Annotated in this window: 19 protein-coding genes; 17 read left to right on the top strand and 2 right to left on the bottom strand. The window is 49.0% G+C overall.

Annotation, left to right across the window (positions count from 1 at the left end):
* The first annotated feature begins 16 nt into the window (after positions 1–16).
* From HF638_RS09440 to nikE, 7 genes are all read left to right on the top strand, one after another.
* Entirely contained in the window at positions 17–1,054 is a 1,038-nt protein-coding gene (locus tag HF638_RS09440; RefSeq protein WP_211175568.1) for a glycoside hydrolase family 130 protein, read from the top strand.
* A gap of 5 nt (positions 1,055–1,059) precedes the next feature.
* Positions 1,060–2,001 carry a glycoside hydrolase family 113 gene (locus HF638_RS09435; RefSeq protein WP_169480066.1) on the top strand — a complete coding sequence of 314 codons (942 nt, stop codon included), beginning with the start codon at positions 1,060–1,062 and terminating at the stop codon, positions 1,999–2,001.
* A 295-nt stretch (positions 2,002–2,296) separates the two neighbouring features.
* Positions 2,297–3,931, top strand: coding sequence for a nickel ABC transporter substrate-binding protein (gene nikA / locus HF638_RS09430; protein ID WP_169479959.1), 1,635 nt, complete (start codon positions 2,297–2,299; stop codon positions 3,929–3,931).
* 66 nt (positions 3,932–3,997) lie between these two features.
* Positions 3,998–4,942, top strand: a complete 945-nt coding sequence (nikB, locus tag HF638_RS09425; protein ID WP_169479958.1) for a nickel ABC transporter permease subunit NikB — start codon at positions 3,998–4,000, stop codon at positions 4,940–4,942.
* The gene (gene nikC, locus HF638_RS09420; RefSeq protein ID WP_169479957.1) at positions 4,939–5,769 is read left to right on the top strand and encodes a nickel ABC transporter permease subunit NikC; all 831 of its coding nucleotides are present in this window, start codon (positions 4,939–4,941) and stop codon (positions 5,767–5,769) included. The genes nikB and nikC overlap by 4 nt, the downstream gene beginning before the upstream one ends.
* Before the next feature lie 39 nt (positions 5,770–5,808).
* On the top strand, positions 5,809–6,615 hold the full coding sequence (gene nikD, locus HF638_RS09415; RefSeq protein WP_047840856.1) for a nickel import ATP-binding protein NikD: 807 nt from the start codon (positions 5,809–5,811) through the stop codon (positions 6,613–6,615).
* 160 nt (positions 6,616–6,775) lie between these two features.
* On the top strand, positions 6,776–7,576 hold the full coding sequence (gene nikE, locus HF638_RS09410) for a nickel import ATP-binding protein NikE (protein WP_169479956.1): 801 nt from the start codon (positions 6,776–6,778) through the stop codon (positions 7,574–7,576).
* A gap of 557 nt (positions 7,577–8,133) precedes the next feature.
* On the opposite strand, the gene HF638_RS09405 is transcribed toward nikE, so the two are convergent.
* Complete coding sequence (locus HF638_RS09405) at positions 8,134–8,712, bottom strand: NAD(P)H-dependent oxidoreductase (protein ID WP_169479955.1); 579 nt, start codon at positions 8,710–8,712, stop codon at positions 8,134–8,136.
* A 311-nt stretch (positions 8,713–9,023) separates the two neighbouring features.
* Entirely contained in the window at positions 9,024–9,614 is a 591-nt protein-coding gene (locus HF638_RS09400) for a TetR/AcrR family transcriptional regulator (protein WP_169480065.1), read from the bottom strand.
* Between the two features lie 151 nt (positions 9,615–9,765).
* Between HF638_RS09400 and HF638_RS09395 the strand changes: the two genes are divergently transcribed.
* From HF638_RS09395 to HF638_RS09350, 10 genes are all read left to right on the top strand, one after another.
* Positions 9,766–10,758, top strand: a complete 993-nt coding sequence (locus tag HF638_RS09395) for a phosphotransferase family protein (protein WP_169479954.1) — start codon at positions 9,766–9,768, stop codon at positions 10,756–10,758.
* Between the two features lie 18 nt (positions 10,759–10,776).
* On the top strand, positions 10,777–11,775 hold the full coding sequence (locus tag HF638_RS09390) for a glycosyltransferase (protein WP_169479953.1): 999 nt from the start codon (positions 10,777–10,779) through the stop codon (positions 11,773–11,775).
* A 53-nt stretch (positions 11,776–11,828) separates the two neighbouring features.
* The gene (locus tag HF638_RS09385; RefSeq protein WP_169479952.1) at positions 11,829–12,113 is read left to right on the top strand and encodes a YesK family protein; all 285 of its coding nucleotides are present in this window, start codon (positions 11,829–11,831) and stop codon (positions 12,111–12,113) included.
* 112 nt (positions 12,114–12,225) lie between these two features.
* Entirely contained in the window at positions 12,226–12,387 is a 162-nt protein-coding gene (locus HF638_RS09380) for a hypothetical protein (protein WP_017691697.1), read from the top strand.
* A 98-nt stretch (positions 12,388–12,485) separates the two neighbouring features.
* A complete protein-coding gene (gene abc-f / locus HF638_RS09375; protein WP_169479951.1) occupies positions 12,486–14,567 on the top strand; it encodes a ribosomal protection-like ABC-F family protein in 2,082 nt (693 codons plus the stop codon).
* Positions 14,568–14,972: 405 nt separating this feature from the next.
* Positions 14,973–15,440 (top strand): hypothetical protein, encoded by a 468-nt coding sequence (locus HF638_RS28395; protein WP_211175566.1) that lies wholly within the window; start codon positions 14,973–14,975, stop codon positions 15,438–15,440.
* Positions 15,440–15,724 carry a hypothetical protein gene (locus tag HF638_RS09365; protein WP_169479950.1) on the top strand — a complete coding sequence of 95 codons (285 nt, stop codon included), beginning with the start codon at positions 15,440–15,442 and terminating at the stop codon, positions 15,722–15,724. Before HF638_RS28395 ends, HF638_RS09365 begins: the two co-directional genes overlap by 1 nt.
* A gap of 4 nt (positions 15,725–15,728) precedes the next feature.
* The gene (locus tag HF638_RS09360) at positions 15,729–17,132 is read left to right on the top strand and encodes a glutathionylspermidine synthase family protein (RefSeq protein ID WP_169479949.1); all 1,404 of its coding nucleotides are present in this window, start codon (positions 15,729–15,731) and stop codon (positions 17,130–17,132) included.
* Positions 17,114–17,518: a DUF350 domain-containing protein gene (locus tag HF638_RS09355; RefSeq protein ID WP_017691702.1), complete on the top strand. Its 405-nt coding sequence runs from the start codon at positions 17,114–17,116 to the stop codon at positions 17,516–17,518. The genes HF638_RS09360 and HF638_RS09355 overlap by 19 nt, the downstream gene beginning before the upstream one ends.
* 247 nt (positions 17,519–17,765) lie before the next feature.
* Entirely contained in the window at positions 17,766–18,713 is a 948-nt protein-coding gene (locus HF638_RS09350) for a nucleoside hydrolase (RefSeq protein ID WP_036671600.1), read from the top strand.
* Positions 18,714–18,789: the final 76 nt, after the last annotated feature.

Here is an 18,789-nt window from a genome sequence, read left to right as displayed (position 1 = left end):
GAAGGGAGAAATGAAAATGTCAGTTGCTGAAACGAAAAACGTACACATTGTTGGGGATGCTTTGCCGAATATGCCGTGGGAAGCCAAACCGGAGGGAGTAGAAGGCCCGGTATGGAGACACTCGGCGAACCCCGTGGTTCCGCGCAATCCGGTCAAAGGCGTTGCCCGTATTTTCAACAGTGCTGTTATTCCCTATGAAGGAAAGTTCATTGGGGTGTTCCGCGCCGAAACCGTTAATGGCCGTCCGCATCTGCACATGGGTGCAAGCGAAGATGGTCTGGAGTGGACAATTGAAGAGGAACGCATTGCATTTGTAGATGAAAATGGCGATCCGTTCATGCCGAACTATGCGTATGACCCGCGTCTGGTCAAAGTCGAGGATACGTATTACATCATCTGGTGTACCGATTTCTACGGCGCAGCATTGGGACTGGCGAAGACGGATGATTTCAAAACATTTGTCCGTCTCGAAAATCCACTGCTGCCGTTCAACCGTAATGGCGTGTTGTTCCCTCGCAAAATCAACGATAACTATGTGATGTTGTCCAGACCGAGCGACAGTGGACATACCCCATTCGGAGACATTTTCCTGAGTGAAAGCCCGGATCTCGTGTACTGGGGCAAGCACCGTCATGTGATGAGTAAAGGCGGCCAAGGCTGGTGGCAATCGGTCAAAATTGGCGGCGGGCCCGCTCCGATCGAAACGTCTGAAGGCTGGCTGATGTTCTACCACGGCGTAACGGGAACCTGTAACGGTTTGGTATATAGTATGGGGGCAGTTATTCTGGATCTGGATGAGCCGTCCAAAGTAAAATATCGTTCCTCCAACTTCGTACTTACACCCGAAAAATGGTATGAGGAACAAGGCTTCGTTGATAACGTCATCTTCCCATGCGCAACGTTACATGATGCCGATACCGGACGTATCGCTATCTATTACGGTGCTGCCGACACATATGTTGGCGTCGCTTACACGACCATCGAAGAGATTGTGAACTATGTGATCCAGACCGATGAAGTTATCGCCGGAGATCACGAGGAAGGCAAGCTGTAATGCATATGGAGTATATCAAGGGATTTACATTTGGCTGGATGAGTGGCAGGGGAGACTTCCGCAAGCCGGAAGCCAAAGAATCCTTGCGCCTGATGGCTGAACGTACAGGCAGTTCTCATGTTATTTTTGCTCTGGCGGCACATCAGGATCATCCACAGGCGGTAGAAGTAAAGTATCGGGGTGCACATCTGGTGGAGGATGATGAACTGGTGGACATGATGCGATATGCCCGTACACTCGGGCTGCGTGTCATTCTGAAACCAACCGTCAACTGTACCGATGGCACATGGCGTGCACACATTAACTTTTTTGATATCGATGTGCCGTGTGAGCCGAAGTGGAAGGATTGGTTCCGCAGCTACACGGCATATCAGAAGCATTATGCAGCGATTGCAGAGCAGGAACAGTGTGAGATGTTCATCGTAGGCTGTGAGATGGTGCAATCCGAGCGTCGGGATCAGGAATGGCGCGAGTTGATCGCCGGTGTGCGTGAAGTGTACACGGGACTGGTGTCATACAACACGGACAAATATCAGGAAGGTCATGTGAAATGGTGGGATGCTGTGGACGTGATCTCTTCCAGTGGTTACTATCCCATCGGAGATTGGGAGGCACAGCTGGATCGCATTGAGCACGCGATTGCTCCCTATGGCAAACCCTTTTTCTTCGCGGAAGCCGGTTGTCCCAGCCGCAGCGGATCAGCTCAGGTGCCAAACGATTGGGGGCTGGAAGGCGAAGTCAGCGCGGAGGAACAGGAGCGTTTCTATGAAGCGATGTTCCAGCATGTCAGTCAGCGTGACTGGGTACGCGGATTCGGTCTGTGGGATTGGAGCGCAAATCTGCACACGGAGAAGGATGCGCTGACCGATGACGGATATGGAGTTTACGGCAAGCCAGCGGAGCAGGTGATTCGTGAGTTCTATGAAGGCATCGCTGTAGAAGTTTAAATGAGAAACAAGAAGCGTATGTGAAGATAGATTTCAGTGATATATCTGCATATGTACTTTCGTGATTTCCATGCTGTGAGCAAGGAATAGCAGATTATGGTTGAGCTTATTATTGCAGTTGTGATTCATATTCAGGTCGAGAGGCTCTTCCTCCTACAGGAAGGGCTTTTTTGGCATATTTAGTAGTGATACATACCATGTCGAATTTTGTTGACAAAAGGAGGGCTCCTGCCTATTCTTAATGGATGAATATGATAATCATTATCATAAAATAGAGAAAAGGGGTTCAACATCCATGTCTGTACAACATCGCAAATCTTCGGCCCTCATGCTGGCAACTATGCTCTTGTTGCTATTCGTTATCGTGGGTTGCAGCAATACAGGAAGTGGAGATGAATCCTCATCTGCTGCTTCGGATCAAACATCTACGAAGTCGATTACGATGTCATGGCCACGTGATATCGGCACAATGAATCCGCACACGTACAATCCTTCGCAATTATTTGCCCAATCCATGCTCTATGAGCCGCTGATCAGTTACCAGAAGGACGGAAAACTGGAACCTGCTCTGGCAGAATCATGGACCATCTCCGATGACGGCAAAGTATATACATTCAAGCTTCGCCAAGGTGTGAAATTCTCAGATGGTACGCCATTTAATGCTGAGATTGTGAAAAAGAATTTTGACGCTGTAATGAAAAATAAAGATACACATAGCTGGCTGGGCATTGTAGGTGTGCTCGACAAGACGGAGGTTGTGGACGACCAGACCTTCCGCATGACACTCACAGAGCCGTATTATCCTGTTCTTCAGGACTTGTCGGTGGTTCGTCCTTTCCGCTTCTTGGGAGAAGCCGGATTCCCGGATGATGGAGATACATCCCAAGGCATCAAAGAGCCGGTTGGAACGGGCCCGTGGATGCTGGCTGAATACAAGCAGGACGAATATGCCGTCTTCAAGCGTAACCCGAACTATTGGGGAACAGCACCGAAGGTGGATCAGATTACAGTCAAAATCATTCCTGACGGTGAAACCCGTGTACTCGCTTTTGAAAAAGGTGATCTCGACCTCATCTACGGTGAAGGTGTGATCAGTCTGGATGCATTCCAACAGCTGCGTGACAACGATGAATATGTGACCCAATTGTCTGATCCGGTAGGCACTCGCAGCTTGTTGCTGAACTCTTCCAATCCGAAGCTGTCCGATGTCAGAGTACGGATGGCGCTTCAGCAAGGGTTTAATAAACAGGCGATGGTGGAAGGTGTTACTTCCGGATTGGAAGAACCAGCCGATACAGTACTGTCCAAAAATTATCCGTACACCAATGTAGACTTGGAACCGATCACGTACGACGTGGAGAAATCCAAAGCTTTACTGGACGAAGCAGGCTGGAAGCTGCCAGCAGGTGGTACAGTTCGTGAGAAAGACGGTCAGCAGCTTGATTTTGAGATGATTTTTGACAAGACGGACCCAATTCAGAAAGCGATGGCTGAAACCATTCAGGCGGAATGGAGCGAGCTTGGGGTTAAAGTGAACCTTACTGGGCTTGAACTGACGGTACAGATCAAACGTTTGAAAGCCAATGATTTCGACCTGTATTTCTGGTACAACTATGGCGCACCGTATGATCCGCATTCCTTCATTAACGTTGTAGCGAGCCCTGGATTCGGGATTTCCGAGACCCTGAGTGCGTTGCCGATGAAAAATGAACTGGACGATCAGGTGCATGCAGCCCTATCATCCACAGACGAGACGAAACGCCAAGAGTTATATGGCTCTATCCTGAAAACACTTCAGGAGCAATCGGCGATCGTACCGATCTCTTATATTAAGAAAACGGCTGTATATCAGAAGAAAATCTCCAACTTTATTTTCCCGGCAAACCGTGACGAAAATCCGTTTGTAGGCATCGAATTGGGCAATCAATAAGTAATAATTTCGAGAATAGTAAGGTCTTGCTAAGGTCATGTAGCTTGATAAAAGGAGGAACGTTTGGTGATCAGTTATATCGGTAAACGAATGATCGCGATCATTCCTATCGTTTTTATCGCTACACTCGTTACCTTTGCGCTTATTCATATTTCACCGGTTGATCCGGCCGAGGCTTATCTGACAGCCGCTCATATCTATCCAACACCGGAGCTGCTTGCGCAAAAGCGGCATGAGTTCGGCCTGGATCAGCCTTTGGTAACCCAATATGCGCATACGATTCAGAAGATTGCCAAGCTCGACTTCGGCACTTCGTATCTCACCAACAAACCCGTATGGGATGAAGTGAAACTAAGGATTCCCGCTACGGCTGAACTAGCCTTTTGGAGTATGTTGTTATCCGCTTTGGTGAGTATTCCATTGGGAATACTGGCGGCGGTGTACAAGAATAGCTGGATTGACATGGTCAGCCGTGCGATTTCCTATTTTGGAGCATCTATTCCGCAATTCTGGTTAGGTTATCTGCTGATCTTCTTTTTCTCGGTGAAGCTGGACTGGCTACCTGTGGAGGGGCGTGGATCGTGGGAGAATCTGGTTCTGCCTACGATTACTCTCTCCTTGATTCTTATTGCGGTCTACACCCGATTGTTACGTTCCAGTGTACTGGAGCAATTGCAGGAGACATATGTACAGTACGCGAGAACACGCGGAATTCGCGAACGAGTCATTATGCTGAAACATGTGCTGAAAATCGCCATATCGCCCCTTATTACAGGAATGGGCATGAGTATGGGCAAGCTGCTCACAGGCACCATTATTGTAGAGCAGGTATTTTCCTGGCCGGGGTTCGGACGGTACTTTGTCGATGCGATATTTAACCGGGATATTCCCGTGATTCAATGTTATGTCTTCCTGGCGGCCTGCCTGTTCATCGTATGCAATCTGCTCGTTGATCTGGTGCAGCTCGTTATGGACCCACGGATTTCCGCGAAAGGACGGGCAGAACATTGATAAACAAATGGCGTGCGGTATTTAAAGGACAGAGAGCCATCCAGATCTGCTCGGTGATCCTATTGCTTTTCTTCGTGATCGCGTTATTAGCCCCATGGATTGCTCCTCATGACCCGGTGAAGGTGAATCTGTTGCAGAAGCTGGCGAGTCCATCGCTTGAGCATTGGCTGGGAACGGATCATCTGGGACGCGACAATCTCACCAGGCTGATGTATGGAGCGCGGGTGTCGCTTGGTTTTGCTACCCTGATCTTCCTGTCATCTTTGCTCATTGGTGTCATTGTAGGTTCAATCTCCGGTTACCTTGGTGGCTGGGTGGACAGTCTGCTGATGCGCTTGTGTGAAGGCATTATGGCGTTTCCGAATCTGGTGCTGGTGCTCGGTATTGTAGGGATCTTTGGTCCAGGTTTGATGCAGGTGCTTCTAGCACTCATGATGGTACAGTGGGTGTATTATGCACGTATCTGCCGGAACATGGTCGTTAGTCTGAAAGAACGGAACTTCATCGCAGCGGCGCGGATTAGCGGCTCCTCTTCGTGGACGATTATTCGGAAACATATCATCCCCAACGTGCAGCGTCCGATCGTTGTGATGGGTACTCTGGAGATGGGGTGGGCGATTATGGATATATCTGCTCTGTCTTTCCTGGGACTTGGTATTCAACCACCGAATGCAGAATGGGGCGCTATGATTCATGAGGGGACAGGTTATATTCGCAGTCATCCGGAGTTGATGATCTACCCGGGGGCATTGATTCTGCTCGTAGTCATTACGTTCAACATCTTAGGTGAAGCGTTATCCGAGCGTTATGGTATAGCAAAAAGGTAGTGGTTCGGAATCGAAGGCATATGAGGGGTGAACGTAACGATGGATGATGCAGCGAAGGTACTCGAAGTTCGTGGTCTGCAAGTGAATCTAAGAACAGCGGAGGGTTCAGTCCCGTTACTGGAGCCCATTGATTTTGAATTAAAAAAAGGTCGTGTCTTCGGTCTCGTCGGTGAGAGTGGCAGCGGTAAGACCGTTACATGTAACGCGTTGCTCCATCTGCTTGATCCGCGCAGGATGGAAGTGTCGGGCAGCATCCACCTGAATGGACGGGAGCTTGGCTCGTTGTCAGGTGAGGAGATGCGGCGCATCCGCGGCAAGGAAATCGGATTTATTATGCAGAATCCGATGAATGCTTTTACACCCGTATATACGATTGGATCTCAATTCATTGAAACCTTGCGTACGCATACGGGAATGTCCAAAGCAGCTGCCAGGGAGCGGGCCATTGCTGCCTTGGCAGATATGAACTTACCCGAACCAGCTAAACTGATGAAGCGATATCCCTTCCAACTGAGTGGCGGTATGTTGCAGCGTGTGATGATCGCCATATCGATGTGTCTGCGACCGGCTTTGGTTATTGCTGATGAACCAACGACGGCACTGGATGTCGTGAATCAGTTCAAGGTGCTTCAGGAATTGGATCGGCTACGTACGGAGTATGGCACATCCATCTTGCTCATCTCCCACGATCTGGGCGTGATCTCGCAAATGGCGGATGAAGTCGCGGTCATGCAGAAGGGGCGAATTGTGGAGCAGGCGGATGTGTACCAACTGTTCGATCACCCGCAGCATGAGTATACACGGATGTTGTTAAATGCCAGACCCAGTATGTATTTAGGACGATAGCGAATGACAGATGAGTTGAATTGTTCAGTGAGTTTATGTGTAGAGCGGGAATACACTTGTTTTGAGTGGGTAGGCGTAGGGGTGGAATGAACATGGTGATGTGTAATTTCAGCTTCTTCGGAGATTGCTTCTGCCAAGTACAAAAGAGGAGGGTGACCTGATGCTTCAGGTACGTGAAGTAAGCCATAGCTATGGCAAACGCAACTGGCTGGATCGTTCGGGAGCGCGTCCTCCTGTGCTGGCAGATATCTCACTTACGATCGAAAAGGGTGTGTGTCTGGGGCTCCTGGGTACGAGCGGGGCAGGTAAAAGTACCTTGGGTAAAATCATTCTTGGTCTGGAGAAGCCCAGCCAGGGTCAGGTTTTATTTCAGGGTCAGGATATCTATCGATCCAGCAAACCCGTGCTTAAGGGATTACGGCGCGATCTGCAGGTCGTGTTCCAGGACTGTTATTCGGCTGTGAATCCACTCATGACTGCCGCGCAGATCATCGGTGAGCCACTGGATAATTACGAGCGATTTTCGGCAAAAGAACAGCTTCGTGTGGTTGGACAACTGCTTGAGCAGGTTGGACTTTCACCTGAGGATGGGAGCAAGCTTCCGCACCAGTTCAGCGGTGGGCAATTACAGCGAGTTAACATCGCACGAGCTATCGCACTCAAGCCAAAGTTAATCGTACTGGACGAGTCGATCAGCAGCCTGGATATGGTGCACCAGACGCAAATCTTATCCTTATTGGCGGAGTTAAGAACCACCTACGGATTGTCGTACCTCTTTATCACGCATGACATTCGTGCCGCCATGACGATCTGCGACAGTATTGCCGTAATGGATCAGGGGAAGCTGGTCTATAGCGGTGATGCCGGGGATTCGGTAATGCAGTCGGATCATCCGGCTGTGCAGCAGCTGGTATCTTCCATTTTGCCTGAGCATCCATCAGGTCGTATTTCGTTTGGGTAATGCGTTGTTCCTATTCCATTACCGTTGGTTACGAAGTCGACTTTCCAAAGACTTGGGTCGGCGCATCACGCTGGCCTGTCGAGCGGATTTGTCTCTCTAAATGCAGGTCGCTAACGAACCGAGTGAGTGTTAAATGGCGATTTAGCGTGGAATGCAAAATGTAACGAACCTCAGTGAAGTTATTCCGGTGCAAACTAGTTTAAAACCGTCAAATGATACACAGATCGAGGAAATAACGCGTCTATGATTCGTTAAACCTCAGACTTATCGAAAATGGCGCTAATAGCGTGTTTACGGTTCGTTAGACCATAATGAATGCTAAAAGGGTTGTCCCCTACGTCTTGTTCAAGACGTAGGGGACAACCCTTTTTTGTAACTGGGAATAGGCACATTTCTACTTTCTGATATAAGTCAGACTATAATTACAATTGCGCCACTCGCGGATTACAGAACTACCTTCGAATTGCGGCTTATCCCCAGATCTTTGATTTAACTTACAACGTGAAAATCTGGAGAGAAGCATATACTTCCCATGAGATTTTCTTGCAGAAAAGTGTTTACCCCATCTTACGCCCAAGCTGTTCAATCTTATCCAACCAATTCTTTCTTTGTTCATCTGACTTCTTCCCGACTTGGTCTACAGTTGTTATCCGCACAGGTTTGATGCCAGTGAGTCCAAATGTGGATATTTTCATCATTTTATGTGCGGGCTCACCCTGGAACCATTTGAAGTACCAGCTCGGGCCATCCATCGTGGTGATCATGCGGGCGGTGCGGCCTTTGAGCAGTTGATCCGGGAAAGGTTTTCCTTTCTGATACTTGAAGGCGTAACCTGGCATAAAGATTCGGTCAACGAAACCTTTCAACAGGGCAGGCGGTCCTCCCCACCAGATTGGGAATACCCATACCAGATGCTCGGCCCACTTGATTGCTTCTTGAGCTTGTAGCAAATCCGGTTCAAGTGGAAGTTTATTACGATATCCTCCCTCCAGATTCATGTTGAACGCCAACTCGTTCAGGGTGATCGTGCGGACGTCAGCACCAGCCTGCACCGCACCTTTGCGGTAAGCCTCGGCTAATGCGCCGTTGTAACTGGGTGAGACGGGATTGCCTTGAATAATTAGTATTTTCTTCATCGAAGATGACACGTCCTGACTATTTTAGTTAATGAACACTAACCTCATGTACAAAAAGAAAAGGTCACGTATGACCCGGTAATCCATCTGTATATCCTGATGGTATGCTGAAGATTCTCTTTTAGAAGTTGTTCAACAAATCCGCTTTTGATTACGAATTATGCCTAGCGGCATCATCCGCATCGAATATGGGATTCAGCCGAAATTAGCGGAAACTTACGAAGGTTGTTTCCTTCGGAAACAATGTAGTTGCTCACGTCGTTTTCCCTACGCTCCGCTAATCCATTTCTAGCTTCATCCCATCTCCATTGTTACTCCTGAGGTAAGTGCCCCAACATCGATGCAAGACGATGAACAGTCTCGCCCGTATAAGGTACCAACAACTCCGGCAGTTCACCTTGCATACTCGAGACCGCCATGCGCGTAATTGCACCGATCACCAGCACGGCTGTAAGCCGTGAATCCTGCTGAGGCAGTTCACCCCGCATCATTCCCTGATCGATCAGATCCATTAACGCATCCAATGGCTGACGGTAATCCTCGCTGCTTCCAGCTTCAATGAATATTTCATGATTCTGTGAAATCAACAGCAGTCCGTAGGGATCTTCATCATGCAGATGGAGAACCTCGGTAACCAGTTGCTTGAAGCGTTCCAGCACCGGACCTTCCTGTCGAACATACCCGTCAATCAGTGAAGTATAGTCGACACAGTATTGGGTGAAGGCTTCCAGGGCAACGGCATCTTTGTTTTTAAAATGTTTGTAGATCGCCGCATCGGTTACTCCGGCGGCGTCACCGATCTCTTTGACGGATATGCCGTCAACGCCTTTGGTTGCGAACAAGCGCATCGCCGCTTGTAGGATATCTTTCTTTTTGCTATCCACATGAGATTTGTTCTTCATGATTGTATAGTAAGTGATTACTAACCAAAATGCAATAAGCACTTTTGAACCTCACTCTTGGAGCACTAAATAAGTGCTTACGACCAAAGCTTGCAGGCTTGTGAGTGGCAACGTATGATGAATAGAAATCAACATCGGAGTAGCAGGAAGAATGAAATGGATGGTGGGTAGCGTGAATGAAGAGTTGGATGCATACAGCTGGGTGACGCCCGAAGGAATGCTGAATGTTCAATATATAACAAGCCGCGAACAATTGTATAAAGGAATGAACGGAAGATATGTGGAGCGATTCACTGTTCCTACCGGTGAAAGTTATATTTTCAAACCACTGACGAATCCTGCGCAGCATGGACGGGAACGATGGATGTACGAGCGTGTGATGTCTGGTCTACCTCCAATCTATCCGCAACTCATTGCAGCGTCGGATCTTACCATTGCTCCAGTACAGAGCTGGATGATCTACGAGGATCTGGGGCAACTGGTGCATGATTCACAAGAAGCGACGATGCTTGATGCAGCGGTACATATGGCGGCGTGGCATACGCTACCTGTTACGAATTGGAGCGAACTGCCTCGCGTGGGTCAGAAACCGTCCATTCGCACAATGTTGGATGAGTTGCAAATGCATAGGCAATCTAATGATGAACTGTTATCCAGACTGGATATGCAGCTGTCCGAATCCGATTGGGACAAGATCTCCAGGTGGATCCTCACGGCAGAGGAAGAACTTCCAACCGTTTTGTGTCACGGAGACCTGCATCCAGGTAACATGGCTGAGGTGGACGGCAGACTGGTCATCTTGGATTGGGAGCATGCCCATCTGAATACGCCACTGTGGGATATATATCACCTAGTTGATCTCTCGCATCCGCTGTTTCCCAGAACGGTTACGCCTGCTTTGCGAGAGCGGGTTATAGATGTGTATCTGGACAAACTGGGGAGCCTGGGCGTGCAGATTGAACGGATTTCTTTTGCAGAATGGTACGATGCTTATGCTATTGTATTCTCGCTTTGGATGCTGCGTTTGATTGATGGTGACCTGAGGAGTGAGGAATGTGTGTGGCCGAGGGAACAGCTGCGGAACCAGTGGCTTGAGACGGCGGCGACGCTGGAGCAGTGCATGAAGCATATGGGTGAGGAATAGAAATGAGGGGTGAGAAGCTTGCGTAAAGTCGGACTTGTTATGCGTAAAATTCAATTCACGGAAGCTCAGGGACCGCGCGTATTTGCGGATCGGCTGAAGCAGATTGGTCTGGAGCTGGGCGTGGATATTGTGTTTATTTCGCCGGAGCGTCATGTCAGCGGATACGACTGGTTGCCGGGTTATGAGCATGAGAAAGGTGACCTGGTAAACTACGATATCGTGCTGGACCAGATTCATAGCCAAAATATAGAGCATGTCATCTACACCGTATCCGGGTTTACGTTTTTGAAGATGTTCTTACCAAAGAGCGTATTGTTCCCGCACAGTTTCCCCGATCCCGCGCTGACGGGATATGAGATGATGAAGCCATTCTATACGATGGTGGATAAAGCCATTGTGCAGACCGAGTTTTTGAAAACAGAACTGGGTCGCAATTTCGGCGTACATGACGTGAACGTCATCCCGATTGGCTTTAGCGAAGAGCTGGCGAACCGGCACTATGATCCGAGTCAGGTTGTGCATAATCGGGTGCTCTGGATCGGTCGGGATGAGGTGAACCGTCGCCCGGATCTAGTTCTGGAATATGCTCGGCAGAATCCGGACAAGGAAGTATACATGGTGTTTGGCGGTGTACGCTATAAGGAAACCATGAAGAAGTACGACATTCCTTCCAACGTGAAGCTGAAGTTTGCGCTCACGCAGGATGAGATATTTACGTTGATGAACTCATCCAAGGTATATTGGAGCTGTTCGGCCTTTGATACGTTTGCGATGCCGCTGACGGAAGCGATGGCGATGGGCAAAATGGTCGTGAAGCCGGAGCATGCCTGCTACGGTCACATTCGATCCACGCATGCCTTTGCAGGCAACGAGGATAACTGGTTTGAACTGGTGAACATGGCTGCGGCTGCGCCGCGCAGTGTATCGGAAGACAACCGGGAGTATGCGTTTGGTGCTTTTTCGCGCACGAAGATGAAAGAAGGGTACCGGAACTTTTTCTCAGATTGGTTGAAGTAACGTAAGGTCTGTAACACAGGGCTTGATCCATCCAGCAACAGGAGGGGAACCTTATGGAAGTACTGATCTTGTGGACATTGGGGATGTGGGCGGTGCAGCTGCTGATTGAATGGCTTATCTACCGGATGCAAGGACGTCGATTGACGTGGGTTCAATATATATTGCCATGTGTGGCCTTGCTCGGCGGTGCCGTTGTAATCATGATCAGCATCAACATTGGCGGGTGGAACGGCATCGGTTATGCTCTGCTTGGCGTATCGCTGGGTACCGCGGGAATGTTAACACTCATTACGGTGGCGATCAGGGATGTGATGCTTCGACGACGCGGCAGGAATTAAGCGGAATAATGAAACTACTTTACAGTATGATTGAATTGGGCGAAGGGATGGTTGCAGTAAAGCAACCGTCTGTGATATATTTACATTAATTATGACAAGGAGGTGAAGACAGGTGAATCACGAGATGCTTAACAACCGTATTAGCCAGCTGCCGATCGCTATGGCTGGCATTGTTCATACTTTTCTGACCAACGGGAGAAGTCTGTCCAATTTTGAATATACGGAAGTTAACATTTGCGAGAAGATGCCTGCCTTGACCTCATTCGGACGATAAGCGATATTGCTTGAATTCTGAAGGGCCGCGGAGCTAACCTCCTGCGGCTCTTTTTGTGTTGCGGTCAGGATCTTCCATACCATAGGAGGAACCTTATTATGATGATTATTAGCGCACAACAACTGACTCAATACCACGGAGCACATCTGGTGCTGGACGGCATTACGTTTGAAATTATGGAGGGTGACAAGGTCGCCCTAATCGGCCGCAACGGGAGCGGCAAAACCACACTTATGCGCCTGATGGCAAGACTGAACAAGCCGGATGAAGGGCAATTGATGATCAAGAAAGATACACGAATGGGATATGTGGCTCAGGTTCCAGAAGGATTGGATGACCATACCGTACTGGGTGTACTGAGTCTTGGATTCAAGGAGCTTATGATATGTCGCACGCAAATGAAGGAAATGGAGCAGCAGATGTCCGATCCGGCATGTGCAGCAGACCCTAATCAGTTGGAGCGCCTGCTGAAACGCTACGCGGCACTGCAAGACCAGTTCGAGCGTGAGGGTGGATACGAAATGGATGCCCGGATCGATCAGGTGGCGGACGGTTTGGATATCGCCAAGGAACAATATGGTTGGCGCTTTGGTTCCCTGTCCGGTGGGGAGCAGACTCGGGTGGTGCTGGCTTCACAGCTAATCGTAAGACCCGACCTGTTATTGCTGGATGAGCCGACAAACCATCTTGATCTGGAGCGGGTTGAGTGGTTGGAAGGGTTTTTACGAGAATATCCCGGCACCATTGTCCTGATCTCGCATGATCGCTATTTTTTGGATCGGGTCGTGAATCGAACACTGGAGCTGGAGGATGGAGAAGCGGAAACATCTGCTGGCGGTTATACGGAATATATGAAAGTGAAGGAACAACGGCTGTTGCAGCAATTCGAGGAGTTCAAGGAGCAGCAGAAGGTTATCAAAAAAATGAAAGAAACGATCCGCCAGTTAGAGGAGTGGGGCCGAGTTGGTGGGAATGAAAAGTTCTTCAGACGGGCGGCTTCTATGCGTAAAGCCATCGAGCGGATGGAACAGGTGAAGCGTCCTGTACTGGAGCGCCGAAATGCCGAGTTCGATGTGCGTCCTACGGATCGAACGGGTAAACGGGTAGCGGTATTGGAACAGGTCGAGAAGAGCTATGGTGAGCGTGAAATCCTGCGCGGAATCTCGGGTCTGCTGGAATATGGAGATAAAATTGCACTCATTGGCCGCAATGGTTCCGGCAAGACGACCTTATTCAAGCTGTTGCTTGGTGACGAGCAGCCCAACGCGGGCAAGCTGGAGTGGGGGGCGCGTGTGGATGTGGGGTATCTGGCTCAACAGGAGGAACCCACGAATCCGAAGCTGAACGTACTTGAATACTTCCGTCTGGAAGCAGGCGTGGAGGAAGGAGAGGCTCGCGGAATTCTGGCCCGATACCTGTTCTACGGAGCGGATGTATTTCGCTCTGTCGGGCAATTATCTGGCGGGGAATGGACGCGTCTGCGGCTAGCTCTTCTGGTGCAACGCAAACTCAATGTACTGCTGCTCGATGAGCCAACCAACCATCTGGATATCGCATCGAGAGAAGCGCTGGAAGAGTCGCTGGTTGATTTTGAAGGAACCGTACTTGCCATCTCTCATGATCGGTATTTCGTCAATCGCCTCGCTTCCCGTGTGTGGGAACTGGAGGACGGTAAGATGACCGCTTATCTGGGAGACTATGAGGCGTATCGTGAGAAGAAGCTTGATTTGCAAGCTCGTGCGGCGGCGACAGGTCATGTTACAGCAGGCGCGGGCGTTTCTTCTCGTGGGAACGCCAAGTCAGAGCTGAAGCCAGGTTTAACGTCCGCGCCGAGTGGGACTGCCAGATCAGGGAAGAAGCCAGAAACAAACTCGATAATGAACGGTTCCACTGTTGTGGCTGCCGGTGGGAATCGAGATCATGAAGCTTCTATTGAATCAGGTAAGGCAATGGCCTCTTCGGCATCAACTGTATCGAAACATAGAAGTGGCAATGGCAACAAACCGTCTGCGGAGAAGCTGGAACAGACGTTGGCTCGTCTTGAGGCACAGATTCAGGTGCTGGACCAACAGTTGGAAACCGTACAGAACAATCCGCTTGAACTGGAACAAATCTGGAATGATCGGGAGCAATTGTCCGCTGAATATAATGATGTATTGGCCCAGTGGGCTGAGTTATAAGTCAGATTGGCATGAGCATAAGATGGAACAAACGAGGTCGGAGAATTTTCTCCGGCCTTTTTGACCGGGGTTACATACCAAACGCGGAATCTGCATGGTTGCCAAGCAAGCGTTAAAACGCGAGTGTAGCACCATCAATAGCACCTCGAATAGTAGCTATTTTTACATGTCATGGGGAATAGAATCAATTTCATAACTCACTAAAAATGGAGTTTTGTAACTAGACATAGACAAATTAAACCATTTTGATCTATGTCTAGCCTTGATTTGAAGCAGCTAAAGGTACTATGAAATTAATTCACTAGTGTAACTTTTTACCTCCCCATGCGTTAAATACGTTTGTATGAATTGAAACGGCTCACCTGAGAGCTCGCAAAAAGGGAGGTTATCGGTATCTATTATTCATTGACGTATCGGAGTTGGTCGGATGATCGACAAGCGGAGACAGGGGTGCTGGAACAGACTTCAGTCACACGAGATGAACTGTTCATGCGCAAACTGGTGGATGCCACCCTGGTGAAAAATAAACTCTGGGCGCATCTGTCCAATGAATGCCAGGATGGGCGGGAACATGCAGTATACGTGACGGCGTATGAGCAACAGATGCCGGACGAGTACGGTGCAGCCATTGCGGATGCTGCGCTGGCGATGTGCAAAATGTCTTCCATGTACAGCGCAGAGTATATGTTGTGGAATGGAAGTTCATTTCAGGAGTTGGAACTCACAGCAAGCTCCACCTATACGATGGAGCTTGCCGAGCAACTGCTGGACCATTATATGGTTCGCGGTGGCAAGACGTATGAGTTCCTGTATTCCGTGCTGGATGCGGATCGCAAGAAAGTGTTGTTTTATATGAAAGAGGTGGATCTGTAATGAGTGACCAAGAGCGGGGGCAAGTATCGAAACCCGGATCAAAAGCGAAGCTGGTTGCTTTCTCCCTGATGCTGGCGGTTCCTGCCGTGTTATCCGGTTGTGGCAGCAACAATGATGAATGTGACCCGGAGTATGATACCGGATGTGAATATGATTCCAGCAGTGGGCACTATTACTACGGTGGGTCGTCGTATCGAAGCAACAAGGATAGTAACAGCTCCTATAGCAAATCCAAGTCCAAATCAAGCGGCTTCGGTAGCTTCTTCCGCAGCTCGGGAGGATAAACGGATGAGGCAAGTGGTTCAACTGCCGTTAAGTCACGAAGAGGTATTTCAGGGTGAGGCGGGACAACAGATTCCATACCATCGAATGTACGGGAAGCAATATTGTGTGCCTGCATTAACGGTCTATTCTCCCTCGGAGGTAGAGGAGTTGCGTATTGCAGCCGAGACGGTAGACGGCATTTACTGTAAAGTGATGCGATTTATCCAGCAATACATGCCGGATTCTTTTTTGGAGCATCAGTTGGGTATCCATCCCGGGCTTATTCCGACGGCACGTATGGAGTTGGTAACTGGAGGCATTACCCGTCAGGACTGGATTATTGGAGAAGCTGGACCCAAGTGTATTGAAAATAATACGGACACTCCTACGGGTATACCGGAGGCCGCTGCACTGGAAGATATCCTGGTTGGTCTTGCTGAAGATGCCGCGTTGACTGCACCATCTGCCGAGATGGATATATGTATTCGGGAGTGTTTCAGGATATGGCTGCGATTCTATGCAGAGCAGGGATTACAGGGTCCGGTGACGTTCACTTCTTTTGGCGAACATGTCGAAGATCGAACAAATACGGAATACCTGATGAAACGCTGTCAGGAAGCGGGATACGAAGTTTTCTATGCTCCACTTGAGGAACTGGAGATTGTTCCGGGAGAGGCGCTCTACCATAGGGGGCGGGAGATTAACTTGCTGTATCGCCTTTATCCGCTGGAGTATCTGATCGATGATCGGGATGAGACGACAGGGGTGGACATTGGGGCTGCGCTGCTTGAACTTGTACGTGAGGGAAGATTGGGCCTGATGAATCCCGTTCAGCATGTACTGATGCAGAGCAAAGGTTTCATGGCAGCAATCTGGTCACTTTACGAGCGTAACGAGCAAACCCAGGAATATTGCGGGTTTACCCTCTTTGATGAAGCAGAGATGGACGTGATTTCCCGATATCTGTTGCCAACCTATTTTTCGGCGGAGCCTTTCGAGCTGAACGCCATCCCATATGTATCCAAGAGCTATTGGGGGCGCGAAGGCAGAGGAACTCTTTTGCTGGATGGAGGAACGGACAATGCCTTTGGAAAGCAGAATATAGTGTGTCGCCTTAACGAGGAGCTAGAATCGAATCTTGCAACTGGAGCAACAGAAGAGGATGAAGAGATTACAGCTTATTACGAAAATCAGCCCAAAATCTATCAGCAGCTGGTTCCGATGGAACAGGTTGTGATCGAGACGGAAGCTGGAGCGTACAGCGGTTATCTGCTTACAGGGGTGTTTGTTATCGGTGGGCGTTTGGCTGGGGTGTTACCACGGATTGGGGAGAAAGTGACCGGAGATATGGCTTATTATTGCGCGGCTACGGTTCGTGAACAGATGAATGATGAGGAGGAGAAGAAGGAATGGAGAACTTGGGATTAAACCTCGTGAATGTGGCGGTGGGTGTAGGCATTCTGCTGGTGGTATTGGTGTGTGGATATTTCGCTTTTAGCAAATTGACCCGGTATAACGATAGTGAGGAAATCGCCAAAGGTAACGAGGCGGCAGGTATGTACATGGGCAGCAAATTGCTGGGACTGTGTATTATTGTGGGGATGGTATCTTTCTCGACGCATTCGTGGTTGGATATGCTGCTGTGGTCGGCGTTTGGAATTATTGTGTTGTGCCTGGTCTATATTATATTTGATTTCCTGATTCCAAAAATGCGGGTGTGTGACGAAATTGCACGAGGCAATATGGCGGTAGCCCAGCTGCTGCGTTCGATTATAATCGGTGTTTCCATCGTCATTGGTACGTTTTTGATGTAAAATAAGACATAGGGATTAACGATAATTTAGAATGAATATAGTGTTTACACGTAAACGAAGAGGACAGAAAGAATCTGGAGAAGCGAAGCGTTCGCCTTTATCATCGGATTTTTACCTTTGAGAGAAGGTATATAAAGAAATTCGAGGGTAACAGCGATCTTAAGATTGTTCTGTACGCAGAGTTATTAAGTGTAATGTTGTATTTTTGTTCTAAATGAATATCAAACGGAAGAAGGAGCGCGGCATCATGAGAAGAGTCATCATCGATACAGATACAGCAGGAGACGATACGATTGCGATCCTGACGGCATTGCACCACTTTCAGGTGGAAGGCATCACCATTACGGGCGGTAACGTACAATTCGACCAGGAGGTTGAAAATGCTCTGTACACGGTACAGGTTGCTGGACATGGCGGCAAGGTACCTGTGTATAAAGGTTGCGAGCGTCCGCTAATGGCCTACGGTAAAGCTCAGCACCGGACAGTGGAAGATGTGCATGGCGATGATGGTATGGGCGGCGCGCATTTCCCGAAGGCAGATCAGCGTCCCGAGAGCGGGCATGCGGTTGATTTTATCATTGAGAAGGTGCATGCACATCCAGGTGAAATTGAACTTCTGGCGATTGCCCCGTTGACTAATATTGCAATGGCGATTCAGAAGGACCCAACGATTATTCCGGAGATTGCTCACCTGTACATCATGGGCGGAACCAATAATGCACTCGGCAATATCACACCGGCAGCCGAGTATAACTTCTACGTGGACCCGGAAGCAGCGAAAATTGTATTGCATGCAGGCATTCCGATCACGATGGTTGGGTGGGAGATGTGCACGCAATATTCAGTGATGGACGATGACGATCATGCAGAGATTGCGGCTCTAGGTACATCGGGTGCCGATTTCTTCACTGCAATCAACAAAGTGGTTATGCAGTTCAACAAGTCGGTACATAAACTCAATGGCACCACTCATCCGGATACATTGTTGATGGCTGTAGCGGCAGATGAATCCATCATGACCAAGTCGGGTCAGTATTATGTGGACGTGGAAGCGGCAGGAGAACTGACACGTGGATATAGCGTGGTCGATATCAACGGACGTTTTGGCAAAGAGCCGAATGTACGTGTCTGTGAAGCCATTGATCGGCCCAAGTTCAAATCCATGCTGCTGGACGTTCTCTCAGCGATCCAATAAAACGCAAGAATTTAACTACAGGAAAAAGAAGAAAATCCGTGCCTATCCCAGGTACGGATTTTTTATTGCCCATTTT

Source organism: Paenibacillus sp. SZ31, assembly GCF_012912005.1.
GTDB lineage: Bacteria > Bacillota > Bacilli > Paenibacillales > Paenibacillaceae > Paenibacillus.
Note: the sequence above shows the minus strand (reverse complement) of the source record. Positions and strands in the feature narration are given on the sequence as shown.

Excerpts from the sequence above, each read along its gene's own strand:
- HF638_RS09440 (WP_211175568.1), top strand. The coding sequence starts at position 17 with ATGTCAGTTGCTGAAACGAAAAACGTACACATTGTTGGGGATGCTTTG.
- HF638_RS09435 (WP_169480066.1), top strand. The coding sequence starts at position 1,060 with ATGGAGTATATCAAGGGATTTACATTTGGCTGGATGAGTGGCAGGGGA.
- nikA (WP_169479959.1), top strand. The coding sequence starts at position 2,297 with ATGTCTGTACAACATCGCAAATCTTCGGCCCTCATGCTGGCAACTATG.
- nikD (WP_047840856.1), top strand. The coding sequence starts at position 5,809 with ATGGATGATGCAGCGAAGGTACTCGAAGTTCGTGGTCTGCAAGTGAAT.
- nikE (WP_169479956.1), top strand. The coding sequence starts at position 6,776 with ATGCTTCAGGTACGTGAAGTAAGCCATAGCTATGGCAAACGCAACTGG.
- HF638_RS09405 (WP_169479955.1), bottom strand. The coding sequence starts at position 8,712 with ATGAAGAAAATACTAATTATTCAAGGCAATCCCGTCTCACCCAGTTAC.
- HF638_RS09400 (WP_169480065.1), bottom strand. The coding sequence starts at position 9,614 with ATGAAGAACAAATCTCATGTGGATAGCAAAAAGAAAGATATCCTACAA.
- HF638_RS09395 (WP_169479954.1), top strand. The coding sequence starts at position 9,766 with ATGAAATGGATGGTGGGTAGCGTGAATGAAGAGTTGGATGCATACAGC.
- HF638_RS09385 (WP_169479952.1), top strand. The coding sequence starts at position 11,829 with ATGGAAGTACTGATCTTGTGGACATTGGGGATGTGGGCGGTGCAGCTG.
- abc-f (WP_169479951.1), top strand. The coding sequence starts at position 12,486 with ATGATGATTATTAGCGCACAACAACTGACTCAATACCACGGAGCACAT.
- HF638_RS09365 (WP_169479950.1), top strand. The coding sequence starts at position 15,440 with ATGAGTGACCAAGAGCGGGGGCAAGTATCGAAACCCGGATCAAAAGCG.
- HF638_RS09360 (WP_169479949.1), top strand. The coding sequence starts at position 15,729 with ATGAGGCAAGTGGTTCAACTGCCGTTAAGTCACGAAGAGGTATTTCAG.
- HF638_RS09355 (WP_017691702.1), top strand. The coding sequence starts at position 17,114 with ATGGAGAACTTGGGATTAAACCTCGTGAATGTGGCGGTGGGTGTAGGC.
- HF638_RS09350 (WP_036671600.1), top strand. The coding sequence starts at position 17,766 with ATGAGAAGAGTCATCATCGATACAGATACAGCAGGAGACGATACGATT.